General features: G+C 62.0%; 12 protein-coding genes. 1 reads left to right on the top strand and 11 read right to left on the bottom strand.

What is annotated here, in order from left to right; genetic code table 11:
* Positions 1-181: 181 nt before the first annotated feature.
* The 10 genes from Q362_RS20445 to Q362_RS0112165 form a co-directional block, all read right to left on the bottom strand.
* The gene (locus Q362_RS20445) at positions 182-1,057 is read right to left on the bottom strand and encodes a glycerophosphodiester phosphodiesterase (protein WP_051554231.1); all 876 of its coding nucleotides are present in this window, start codon (positions 1,055-1,057) and stop codon (positions 182-184) included.
* 26 nt (positions 1,058-1,083) lie between these two features.
* On the bottom strand, positions 1,084-1,773 hold the full coding sequence (locus tag Q362_RS20440; protein ID WP_051554229.1) for a TPM domain-containing protein: 690 nt from the start codon (positions 1,771-1,773) through the stop codon (positions 1,084-1,086).
* A 2-nt stretch (positions 1,774-1,775) separates the two neighbouring features.
* Positions 1,776-2,681, bottom strand: a complete 906-nt coding sequence (locus tag Q362_RS0112200; RefSeq protein WP_211248488.1) for a TPM domain-containing protein — start codon at positions 2,679-2,681, stop codon at positions 1,776-1,778.
* 5 nt (positions 2,682-2,686) lie between these two features.
* The gene (locus Q362_RS0112195) at positions 2,687-3,283 is read right to left on the bottom strand and encodes a LemA family protein (protein ID WP_028318920.1); all 597 of its coding nucleotides are present in this window, start codon (positions 3,281-3,283) and stop codon (positions 2,687-2,689) included.
* A 32-nt stretch (positions 3,284-3,315) separates the two neighbouring features.
* Positions 3,316-3,942: a D-glycero-beta-D-manno-heptose 1,7-bisphosphate 7-phosphatase gene (gmhB, locus tag Q362_RS20435; RefSeq protein ID WP_051554227.1), complete on the bottom strand. Its 627-nt coding sequence runs from the start codon at positions 3,940-3,942 to the stop codon at positions 3,316-3,318.
* Positions 3,942-5,006: a lipopolysaccharide heptosyltransferase II gene (gene waaF, locus Q362_RS0112185; protein ID WP_028318919.1), complete on the bottom strand. Its 1,065-nt coding sequence runs from the start codon at positions 5,004-5,006 to the stop codon at positions 3,942-3,944. Before waaF ends, gmhB begins: the two co-directional genes overlap by 1 nt.
* A complete protein-coding gene (locus tag Q362_RS0112180) occupies positions 5,003-6,769 on the bottom strand; it encodes a YcaO-like family protein (protein WP_028318918.1) in 1,767 nt (588 codons plus the stop codon). The genes waaF and Q362_RS0112180 overlap by 4 nt, the downstream gene beginning before the upstream one ends.
* 77 nt (positions 6,770-6,846) lie before the next feature.
* Entirely contained in the window at positions 6,847-7,374 is a 528-nt protein-coding gene (gene tsaE / locus Q362_RS0112175; RefSeq protein ID WP_245590219.1) for a tRNA (adenosine(37)-N6)-threonylcarbamoyltransferase complex ATPase subunit type 1 TsaE, read from the bottom strand.
* A gap of 143 nt (positions 7,375-7,517) precedes the next feature.
* The gene (locus Q362_RS0112170; RefSeq protein ID WP_028318916.1) at positions 7,518-7,985 is read right to left on the bottom strand and encodes a 23S rRNA (pseudouridine(1915)-N(3))-methyltransferase RlmH; all 468 of its coding nucleotides are present in this window, start codon (positions 7,983-7,985) and stop codon (positions 7,518-7,520) included.
* Positions 7,982-8,416 (bottom strand): YkgJ family cysteine cluster protein, encoded by a 435-nt coding sequence (locus tag Q362_RS0112165; protein WP_028318915.1) that lies wholly within the window; start codon positions 8,414-8,416, stop codon positions 7,982-7,984. Before Q362_RS0112165 ends, Q362_RS0112170 begins: the two co-directional genes overlap by 4 nt.
* A 145-nt stretch (positions 8,417-8,561) precedes the next feature.
* Between Q362_RS0112165 and Q362_RS0112160 the strand changes: the two genes are divergently transcribed.
* Entirely contained in the window at positions 8,562-9,947 is a 1,386-nt protein-coding gene (locus Q362_RS0112160) for an IS4 family transposase (protein ID WP_028318914.1), read from the top strand.
* Positions 9,948-10,141: 194 nt separating this feature from the next.
* Here Q362_RS0112160 and ltrA read toward each other — a convergent pair whose 3' ends face one another.
* Positions 10,142-11,497: a group II intron reverse transcriptase/maturase gene (gene ltrA, locus Q362_RS0112155; protein WP_051554225.1), complete on the bottom strand. Its 1,356-nt coding sequence runs from the start codon at positions 11,495-11,497 to the stop codon at positions 10,142-10,144.
* Positions 11,498-11,912 lie beyond the last annotated feature (415 nt).

The raw sequence follows: 11,912 nt of genomic DNA, 5'->3' as shown, positions 1-11,912 counted from the left end.
CATAATAAATAACAATAAGTTGTGCATAAATCAAAATGTCTTCGACAATGCCCGAGCAAAAAAGAAGCGATAAAAAAGAAAGCCCAACGTGTAATGATGGGCATGCGTAGAAATTGGCATGGACTGACCGGTGGGGTCCGCAAACTGCCGCCGGAGTCGATGGGATATTGCGCCCGGCCGGTCAGCAGTCTGGCGGATGCGGATTGGTCCCGGAGACGTTGTCGGGAAAATCGGTGAAGATGCCAGTTGTGCCGGCCGCGAACAACTGGCGCTGGCGGACCGGATCGTTGATTGTGAAAACATTGACGTGCAAGCCGGCAGCACGCACGGCCCGGATGACGGCAGAGTCGGCGAGCGCGTCGGATGGATGGTAGGCGCAGACTCCAAGGGAGCGGAGCGAGTCGATCAGGTCGGACGGATGCCGCCCCTCCTGCAGGGCGGCGGTGGCGATTGCCGGGGCGAGCCCGCGGCAGAAACGCAGCAGGGAATGGTTGAACGAGGAAAGGAGCACCAGCGCCCCTGCCCGCGCCCGCGCGACCTCGCGCACCACCGCGGTCGCCAGTTGCTCGTTGAGACGGGCATTCTCCAAGTCCTTCAGCTCGATATTCAGCGGCATCCGGTGGAACACGGCCCAGGCCAGGACCTCCCGCAGGCTGGCAATGCGCTGGGGCAGCATGGTACGCAGGCGGCCGCGATCCGCGATGCCGTCCGTGAGCGTGCCAAAGGGATCGGCCTGCAGAAACCATGAGCCCGCATCGAGCCGCCGCAACTGGTCCAGGCGCCAGTCGCAGACCGCCAGGCTGGTCAGCCCCAATCCGGCTGCCACCTGCGCGGCATTGCTGATTCGGGTCAGCAAGCGGTCGTGAACAACCACGGCCACTCCGTCGCGGCTCAGACGGACATCGAGTTCGATCATGCCGCAGCGGCCCAGGCTGGCACCGAACGCGGCCAGGGTATTTTCCGGAAAACAGGCGCGAAAGCCCCGATGGGCGATGATGAGCGGGCCGGGGGCAAGCCGGTCGAAGAATCGGCAAGATGAATCGGGTTGCCCGGTCATCGCAACTGGCCTTTTCCGGTGGGCGATTACTGCACGATCAGGGTGCGCCGGGCCAAGGCGCCGTCCTCGCCGGCAATCAGCAGATTGGCCAGTTCGTTGCGGTCATCGGCCCTGGGCGGGAAATGGGCATGGAGCAGGGCGCCGACCTCCTCGATCACCTGGCACAGGGCCTCGCCGGCGCGATCTTCCCTGATCCCGGTCACCAGGGTATCGACGAACCCCTGCCAGACCTGCGGCTCGAGCCGCTCGTTGATGCCCCGATCCCCCAAAATCCAGACGCGGCGTTCCAGCACCGAGACGTAGATCAGCACGCCGGTCGCATCGCGGGTGTCCTGCAATCCTTCGCGGTAAAACCGGTTGACGGCCGCCCGTTCCACCTCGGCCGCCGCCCGCCGCTCGCTGATGAACGGCCGCAGCAGAAACGGCAGGCGCATCAGCAGCCGGGCCAGGGGAAAAAACAACAGGAGAAAGGCCAGGAAAAGCCAGAGAAACTGGTCCTGCCACCACAGCAGGGACCCGGTGGTCACGGCGGCGATCAGGGCGGCAGGCAGCGAAAGGACGGCAGCGCCGGTGAGAACCGCCTCGGGGTAGGCGTGGCTGGCCGAGACCACCATGGGTACGATCTCGCCGGTGGTGCGCCGCTCCGCCTCCTCGACCGTCCGGGCAATCCGTTCCTGCTCGTCTGCGGTCAGAAACCGTTGGGCCAATGTCTGCATGGTCACCATCCTCCCGAGGCACCGCCGCCGCCAAAGCCGCCACCCCCGCCACTGAAGCCGCCGCCGCCGAAACCACCGCCTCCGCCAAAACCGCCGCCGAAGCCCGGATCGGAAAAGATCCCGCCGGAAGAAGAGCCGCGCCGGCCGCCGCCGGCAGCCAAAAGACTGGCCACCAGGGCGCCCAGCACGCCGACCGGCACCAGAACCAGCAGCATCAGCCCGCTGAAAAGCCCGGCAAAGAGCGTTGCCCCCAGGAGAGGGGCGAAGGCGCCGCCCAGGCCGGCTGCCAGCGGCTTGACCCGGTGGAAGAGATTGCCGATCATCATCAGGCCGAAGAGCAGAATCAGCAGAAAGGGCCCGTAATCACGATCGCCGCCCCGCTGCTCCAGGCCGCCCTTGCCGGCATATTCGCCCCTGACCGCCGCCACCATGGCCGTGACCCCGTCGATCACCCCCTGGTCGAAATCGCCCCGCTTGAAAGCGGGCACGATCCTCTCCCGGATGATCCGGCCGGCCACCAGATCGGTCAGGCTGCCTTCCAGGCCATAGCCCGTCTCGATCCGAATCTTGCGGTCGCCCGCCGCGATCAGCAGCAGGGCGCCGTTGTCCAGCCCCTTCTGGCCGATCTTCCAGGTCTCGGCCACCTTGAGCGAGTAGTCCTCCAGCGCCTCGTCCTCCAGGCTGGGGATGGTGAGCACCACGATCTGGGTCGATTCGCTGCGGGCCAACTCCTGCAGCGACTGTTCGAGCAGTTGGACCGTGCCGGCGGAAAGGATCCGGGCGGTATCGTTGACCCTGGCGGCCAGCGGCGGCACTTCCAGCGCCCTGGCCGGGGCAGCGGCACCGCCCGCCAGCAGCAGCACCAGCGCCCACACGGCCGGAAGCAGGCCGAACAAACGCGCCATCATCCCGGTCACCGGGTCTGGAAATCGACCTTGGGCACTTCCCTGGCCTCAGGAGCGGCCTTGTAATACTCCTTGCGCTCCAGATGGAGGAGCAGGCGGTTGGTCAGGCTCTCGGGAAAGGCGCGGATGGCGCTGTTGAAAACTTCCACCGCCTGATTGTAGCGCTGGCGGGCCACGTTGATCCGGTTTTCCGTGCCTTCGAGCTGGTTCTGCAGGTCGAGGAAGTTCTGGTTGGCCTTGAGATCCGGATACTGTTCCGCCACCACCATCAACCGGGCCAGGGCGGAACCCACGCTCCCCTGTGCCTCCTGGAACTGCTGCATGGCCGCCGCATTCCCCAGATCCTTGGTGGACAGCTGAATGGATGTGGCCTTGGCGCGGGCATTGATCACCGCCTCCAGGGTCTCCCGCTCATGGCTGGCATACCCCTTGACGGTTGCCACCAGGTTGGGGATCAGATCGGCCCGGCGCTGCAGGTTGGACTCGATATCGCCCCAGGCCTTGAACACCGCCTCTTCCTTGCTCTGCAAGGCGTTGTAGCCGCAGCCGGACACCAGAACCAGAAGTGAAAAAATGGCCACCAGTTGGTGCAGTCGTGTTGTCATACTCCCCTCCTTGACAAGAAGTTAGAGAAAACTCACATGGTTTGTGCCGTGCGCCGGCGCTCCCGTTCGAGAATCCACTGCACGGCCGCGGCGAGATCCTCGGCCACATGGGCGGGCTGGATCGCCTGGCCGGGACCGATATAGCAAAGATCGCCCCGACCATAGCCGGTCAGCACCAGCAGGGAGGTCGCCCCGACGGCAGCGCCGCAGCGCAGGTCCGACCAGCGATCGCCGACCATGTAGGAACGGGCGAGATCGAGCCCCAGTTCGCGGGCCGCCTGTTCGAGCAGGCCGGCCTTGGGCTTGCGGCAGGAACAGTTCAAACGATAGCGCTCGTCCTTGGCCTCGGGATGGTGCGGGCACACGTACAGTCCGTCGAGCCGGGCACCGGCCAGGGCCAGCAGGCGATGCATTTCCGCGTGAACTGCATCGAGCAGCGATTCGGGAAAGTAGCCACGGGCAAGGCCCGACTGATTGGTGACCACCACCACCGGCAAATCGTGCTCGTTGAGGCGGCGGATCGCCTCGCCCACCCCCGGCAGCAGGTGGAAGCGGCTCAGATGGTTGATATAGCCCATCTGCTCGTTGATGGTGCCGTCCCGGTCGAGGAAGATGGCCGGCCGCAGGCGGCGCTGCCGTTCCTCCTGCCGCCCGGCCATCACGCCTCCTCCAGGATGCGCAGAACGGCCCGGCCGACCTCGTCGCTGTCGATCAGCTTCATGCAGCGGAAGTGCTTTTCCGGGCACTGGCTTTTCTTGCAGGGACTGCACGGCAGCGGCTTGCGGATCACCACCGCGTTGTCCGCAAGCGGCCCGGTGGCGATGTGGTCGGTGGAGCCGAAAATGGCCACCAGCGGCGTGTGCAGGGCCGCGGCCACGTGCATCAGGCCGGAATCGTTGGTGACAAAGGCATCGCACTCGCCGATCAGGGCCATGGCTTCGATCAGGCTGGTGGCACCGGTGAGGTCGATCATCCGCGCGGCCGCCTCGGCGCCGGCAAACCCCTTGACCGCCACGGCGGTCTCGCGGTCGGCCATGCTGCCGAAAATCAGGATGCGGCAGCCGCTCCGGCGGCAGAGTATGCGGGCCAATTCGCCGAATTTGTCCGCCGGCCATCGTTTGGCCGGGCCAAAGGCCGCGCCGGGATTGAAGCCGATCACCGGCATGCTGCCCGTCTGCGTGCCGGTGAGTTCGCTGATCCGGTGTTTGGCCGCATCGACCTCCTCGCCGGGGATGAACAGCTCCAGTTCGTTTCCCCCGGTCTGCAACCCCAGGCCGAGCAGGATCCGCTGGTAATAATTTACCTCATGTTTTTTATTCAACTCGTTGATTTTATGAACTCCATGGGTAAGCAGCAGACCGCGGCCGTCGGTGGTGTAACCGCCACGCACCGGAATGCCGGCCAGCATGGTGATCAGGGCCGCCTCAAAGGCGTTCTGCAGGAGGATGGCGCAGTCGAACTGCTCCTGGCGCAGTTCGCCCGCCAATTGCAGCATGCCCTTCACCCCCTGGTGGCGTCCCTTCTTGTCGTAGAGGATCAGCCGGTCCACCCGAGGGCTGTAGCGGAACACATCGCCCACCCAGGGATGGACCAGCATGGCGATCTCGCTCTCCGGAAAATTCTCGCGGATGCTGCGCACCGCCGGCGTGGTCATCACCCCATCGCCGATCCAGTTGGTCGAGCGGACCAGAATCTTTTGCGGATGCTGCGGCCAGGGCTTCACGACATCTTTCCTCCGGCATCTACTGCGGCCAGCAGACCGGCCAGCCGCTCCATGGCAAAGCCGATGGTCGCATCCTGGCTCAGGGCGATCTCATAGTTGGCGATGGCCGCCTCGCGTTCGCCCAGTTGCTCCAGGTTGAGGGCAAGGTTGGCATAGTCGATGGCCGAGGCCGGATTGAGCTCGGTCGCCCGGCGAAATGCATGGACCGCCTCGCCATGGCGGCCGGTCTTGTAGCAGCAGACCCCCAGGGTGTTGTGAATGTCCGGCCGCTCCTCGTCGCAGTCCAGCCCCTGCCTGAGCACCGCGATGGCCTCGTCGTACCGGGCGAGGTCGCGCAGGCAGGAGCCCTGGTACGAGTAGAGGTAGGGCAGATCTTCCGGCGCCGGCTGCAAACCCATGGCCTGGTCGAAGCAGGCCAGGGCCGCGTCCGCCCTTCCCTGTTCGTACAGGTGGCGGCCCCGGTAGAAATGGAGATAGTAGGCATCCGGCAGCACCGCCTGCATGGCGGCCAGCTTGGCGTCCAGCTCCTCGCCTGCGAGGAGGTCGGCCGCCAGCTTGGCGGCGAACAGGGCCGCGTTGCCGCCCATGGCCCGTTCGCGGAAATGGGCGCCGGGGATGATGGTGTACACCGCCGGGATGCCCAGTTCCGGATGGGTGGTGTCGACCACCAGCACGTCCAGGTTCTGGCGGCGGAGCGCGGCCACGCAGTTGTTCACCTCCCGAAAGATGTCGTCATCCTGGAGATCGGCCATCTCATTCAGGCCGATGGTGCGGTCGCTTGCCACCACATAGTCGACCTCGTCCAGGCTGAGCGGTTTGGGCAGGCCGCTGGCCACGTAGTTGGAGCCGCTGTTGAAATCGCCGGCCAGTTGCGCCACCTCGGTGAGGGCGCGGATCAGGGCCTTGGTGGCGCCGGGCGTGGTGCCGGCGGTGTAGACGATCTCGCTCAACCGGGGAAAAGTGGCCGGGTCCCAAGCCAGGGCACCGACGGTGGGGATACCGGTGTCGAGGGAGAAATCGCGGAGATGAACCTCGATGCCGTTGCGGCGGAACTTGGCCAGCAACTCCTGGGCCACCGGATCGGCGATCGAGGCGGGATCGATGGCCGGGGTCACGATCCGGTCGCGGGTGATCAGGGCGCAGACATGGCGCTCCACCACCTCACTGATGCCCTGCAGCACCGCCTCCTCGTAGGTATTGCCGGCCGACGGTCCGTTGAATTCGTTGATGGCATAAAACCAGGAAAAGGGCACCAAAAGCGGGGTGGCGTCGGCCAGCCGCAGGGCCCAGGTCCAGCGCAGGGGCAGACCGGCCAGCAGTTGCCGCAACCGTTCGGGCGGCAGCGAGGCGTCGTGCACCGACTGCAACAAAGACTCGATCGGCAAAACCGGATACCCCTCCGATTCCATGGCAGCGTAGTCGCCGATGAGGAAATTGTCCGCCTCGCGGAGAAAACTGAAAAAGCTGAACCGCTCCCCCAACTCCATGCAGGCGCTGGCCCGCGACTGCTCGGGAGTCGAGCCCTTGCCCATCTGTTTCTTGTTGCCGATGATCCGCAACGCATCCTCGCCGCACATGGAAAAATACACGGGAATGTCGAGCCGGCCGTTGTCGATACGCCGGATCTCCTTGAGCACGTCGAGACGGCTGGCCCGCAGCCGGTTCTGGAATCGGGCCACGGTCTCCTCAGGGGTGCAGGCCTTGTCCTGATCGTAAGTGTAGTGTTTCGGGCATGGCCCCAAGGCGATGATCTTCTTCTGCATAACTCCTGTCCTATAAAAAAACGGTGGAACAATCTCCGTTCCTTGCCGCCTGTCTTCCCGCTTGCTCTTCTCCGATGTCATGCGGCCAAACGTGCGGCCACGCGGTCCAGCCGCTGCCGCCACGACATCCCCTGCGGCACGAGCGTCAACCGTCTGGCCGCGGGCGGTTCCTGCTCGATCCGGATCTCCAGCCGCTCGGTCGGGGCTAGCGTACCGAGCAACTCCGGCCATTCGACCACGCAGACGCCCGGCCGGTCGAAAAAATCAAGCAGACCGACATCCTCGACATCCTCCTGGCGGTCGAGCCGGTACAGATCCATGTGCACCATCGGCAGCCGGCCCGTGTACTCGTGCACCAGCGCGAACGACGGACTGGACACGTACTGGTCGTCACCGACATCGAGAGCCCGGGCGAGCGCCTGCATCAGGGTGGTCTTGCCGGCCCCGAGGTCTCCCGACAGCAGCAGCACGTCTCCGGGAGCCAGCACCTCGGCCAGGGCAGCAGCTAGGGGGGCAAGGTCCTCAGGCTCGGCGCAGGTCAGCACCAGCGTCCCGGCCTCGCCCCGTATCTCGCCGTGTTGTCCGTCGTGCTCTGAGCTCATCATTCGATGGTCATATCCCACGTTGTATCCCTGGCCGCCCTTCTCTACCACAGGCCGGGCCCATTATGAAGCCGAAAGTGCAGAAAGCGCCACCGGCACCCGCGCCCCGGCAATGCGGCTCCATGGGAACAACCAGACCGCCGCGGCTATTTGTGATACTTTTGCCCGGCCCTGATGGTGCAGGCCCGGTACAACTGCTCCAGCAGGATCAGCCGGGTCATCTCGTGGGTGAAGGTCAGCCTTGAGAGCGACACCACCAGGTCGGCCCTAGTCAGCACCGAATCATGCAGGCCCAGATGCCCGCCGATCAGGAAACAAATGGTCGCAATTCCCCGTTCCTCCCACCGGGTCAGCAAAACGGCCAACTCCTCGGAATCAAGCGATGTTCCACCCGGATCGAGCGCCACGCACAAACCGGCTGCGGCGGCCTGTTCCAGGAGCTGCGCTGCCTCGGCCGCCTTGATCACCTCGTCCGCATCGCGGCGGCCATGCCGCTCCCGCAGTACCGGCAGGGCCACCGGAATGAAGCGGCCGAGCCGGTTGGCATAGTCGCGGATGCCGGCATCGAGGTACGGCTCCCTGGTTTTGCCGACCAGGGGGATGAGCAGTTTCATGCCGCGAATTTCTCCGCATCGCCCTGGGCCTGCAATGCCCGGAATATCCGGCAGAAGTCGACGTATTCCATCCCTTGGACGAATCCTGGGCAGGAGGCGGTGATTGTCCGGTAGTTGTCCTCGTCGGCCAGCATGCTCGGATGGAGCGGCCATTGCCGGCATCGCCAGGGGCGGCCTTCATGCACGGTGCAGCCGCGCTCCGCATGGTAGAAGATGCAGTGCCCGTCACGGACCTGCATCTGCACCACCGAACCGGTGATCCGCCAATAGCGCTCGGCCACCTCCTCGCGGCTCATCCTCAGGGCTGCGATCATCCGTTCCTGGTCTTGCTGGTCGAGGGACACCGTGGTTTCGCCGTGACAGCAAAAACCGCAGCAGGTGCAGGCGAAGATATCGCTCACCTGGAATGGTTGTTGTCTTTCTTCATTCATGGCTCAAGTTTAGGGGTTGGTCTTGCCACGAAAGGATCGAAAGCCAACCTCTTGGAATAATATCATTTTAACGTGAAAAGCCTTTTGCTTTCCGATACATTGGATTTGCGAAAATCATTAATGATATCAAAAAGAAAAGGCTCAAATGGACCATACTCAATACTACCAGGAGCAACAAGAGGCAAAACGACTGCATGACCGGATTTCTTCCTTTCTGGACGACTTCAAGGTCGGCACCCTGCTGGCTGGCAGCGGTATCCGCAAATTGCGGGGAGCAAAGCCCCTGGCGGTGTTCACTGCCATCTTTGTTTTGCCGTTTGGCGGGTTCAACTTTTCCCGAGGCATAGTCCAGAACCGGGAGTTGGGCTTCCAGAAGGACAGTGCCTACGAGTTCCTGAAGAATCCCCGGTACAACTGGCGAACATTTCTGCTGGGCCTGGTGACGGTGGTGGTCCGGTTCATGGACGTGCTGACCAGCGAGCAGCGGGAGAAGGTATTGATTATCGATGACAGCACCTATGACCGGTCCCGTTCCAAGGTTGTTGAGTTGCTCGCCTGGGTGCACGACCACAACGCTAATCGGAGCTTGAAGGGATTCAAGCTCATGACCCTGGGCTGGTCGGATGGGGTGAGTTTCCTCCCGCTTGATTTCATCCTCTGCTCCTCGGCCAAGGCAAGCAAGCGGCTGCAAGGGATCAGGAAAAAGGTGGACAAGCGGTGCTGCGGCTACAAACGCAGACTGGAGGCCATGGCCAAATCCACCCAGCACCTGGAAACCATGGTGAAACGGGTGCTGGCGCGGGGCATTCGGGCCGACTACCTCCTGATGGACAGCTGGTTTGCGTTCCCCGCCCTGCTCGCCACCCTGGGCAGGCATCTGCCGGTGATCTGCATGGGCAAGGACATGCCCAAGGTGTTTTACCAGCATCAGGGACAATGGCTGACGCTGCGCCGGCTGTTCACCAAGCTGAAGAAGCGGCCGGGTAAGGCCAGGATTCTGGCCAGCGTGACAGTGGCAACCAAAAAGGAACAGAAGGTCAGGATCGTTTTTATCCGTCACCGCCATAAACGCCAGTGGCTGGCCATCCTCTCCACCAAGATCGATCTGGCCGACGAGGAAATCGTCCGCATCTACGGCAAGCGGTGGGATATCGAGGTGTTCTTCAAGATGACGAAACACTACCTCAACCTCGAACGGGAGACCCAACTGCGGGATTTTGACGGGATCATCGGCCATGTCACCATTGTCATGAGCCGTTATGTCTTCCTGGCCTTCGAGCAACGCTGTCATGATGATCCCCGTACCCTTGGCTCGCTCTTTTACGCCTGCAGCGAAGAGCAACGGGATCTGAGCCTGGTTGGGGCCATGCAGCGGCTCCTGAGCTTGGCATTGGACAAAGTCAGGGCTGCCGGCGTCGTTGTCGAAGATGCAGTCCTCGCCATTGTTGATGCTGCCATGGGCTTTGCCGTTGATATGCTGCAGACAGGAAAAAGATTGACCCACGTAACAAACCTAATAACGGCACGTTAAAGCAAGTGTAGAGTAGAGCGCTAATGAACAACACTTTTCAGACCTTATACAGGCGCCCCGCCGCACGCGGCTACTACGCGTCTGAAAAGTCGCTTGCTCCATCAGCGCCCCCTCGTCAAACCGGACGTGCGATTTTCCCGCATCCGGCTTACCTGCTCTCTTCACATCAACACTATCGCGGGGGGAGCCAATATTCACAGTCGGATCAGCCCCAAGTGCTTATAGAGAAATCCGTACCATGTCATCCCATTCGGTGGACGAACAGGACGCTGGCTCCTACGTTTCAGATGCTTAACCAACCGGTGACGCAGAAAATAGTTGAGGCCTTGAAACCGCGCCCCCTGATGGAAGCGACCAAAATAGGTACCCCATCCTTTCACCTGCCTGTTGACCCTGGTCACCAACTCCGCTATCGGGACATACGTCCTCTGGGCATTGATCAATCCGCGAAGGGCCTCACGCTCTCGGGCACAAGCCTTCCTGCTCGGTTCAACGCTGAGATACCTCTTCGTTTCATCATACAAACCCGTTTTATAGCGGAAGGTATAGCCCAGAAAGTCAAAGCTTTCCCCGTCTCGCCCAAGATTACGGATGCTGGTTTTGTCACGATTGATCGTCAACCCCAGCCACCCTTCCACCGTATCCTCGACCCAACGGACAAGGCGAGGCCCGATGAATTTCGCCAGAATGACGAAATCATCCGCATAGCGGATGATATGCGCCCTGGCAAACCAGGCTGGGCCATCCAGTGCGAAGAACCTCTTTTCAAGCCAATGCAGGTACAGGTTCGCAAGCAGAGGAGAGATGACTCCCCCTTGTGGCGTTCCCTCTTTGCGTTTCCCCTGTGGCAGATTGCTCGAGCCACTGGATTCTTGAATCGGTGCCTTCAACCACATGCGGATCAATCGGAGAACACTCCGGTCGGACACCCGCATTTCGACGCATGCCAGCAACTTATCGTGCGGAATCGTGTCGAAGTAGGCCTTCAGGTCAGCATCATAAACGGCGGTATTCCCTTTGCTGACCAGCCCTTTGATGGCCGCCAATGCATCATGGGCAGATCGTTTCGGACGGAATCCATAGGAACTCTCCAGGAAATCGGCCTCAAAGATCGGCTCCAAAATCAGCTTTGCTGCCGTCTGGACCACTCGGTCGCGAATCGTTGGAATGCCCAAAGGGCGCTCCCCGCCATTCGCTTTGGGGATCATCACCCGCCGTACCGCCTGCGGTTTGTAGCGCTTCTCTTTCAGGGCCTTTTGAATCTCTTCAAGAAACACGCGTTCGCCATTGGGAGCAGTTCGTATCTCGCCGATACTCACTCCGTCCACACCTGGTGCGCCCCCGTTACGGACCACCAGAGCCCAGGCCGCCGCAAGCACGTCCTGCCGATAGATTCGGTCATACAATGCATAAAACCGAAACTTCGGCTCCCGCTTCGCTTTGATGTACAGCTTCTTCCTCAGTATGAAGAGAGGTTCGGGAAACCCTTGCCAGTTTTCCTCAAATGCAGGGGGCAACAACAGGGCTTTCTCTTCCGTAGTGGTCTTCATCAGACAAGCGGATCTCCTCTTCCAAGTACAAAGCATGACAACAGTAAGGCCCCTTCACTCCACGGGCGTTACCCCGCTTCATCATTACTATGGGCCTCTCCGACTCCCGCCGTCCCAGCATCAAGGTTATGTATTCCCTCTGAGCTGTCAGAGTACGACTCTCAGGACGACGGGCCTCCCAGGTTCCTGGCTGATCTTTCCCCACGTGCCGTCCTCAAACACCCCGGAGAGCCATGCCGCTGCAAACGTCGGTTGCTTCACGGCATGTGCGGGCTTCACCATTTCGGGCAGGCTGGCCGCTCCCATGGAATTTACGAGGCCGAATCAGGTTCATTTGCATTACGGCTCATGGATTTGGTAACCGGGGCTCCAACTGCGCTGTTACCAGACACAGTTGCCCGGGTCCCTACATAGT

The organism is Desulfobulbus elongatus DSM 2908 (assembly GCF_000621145.1).
Lineage (GTDB): Bacteria > Desulfobacterota > Desulfobulbia > Desulfobulbales > Desulfobulbaceae > Desulfobulbus > Desulfobulbus elongatus.
The sequence above is the reverse complement of the archived record's forward strand: the minus strand, read 5'-3'. Positions and strand labels throughout refer to the sequence as shown.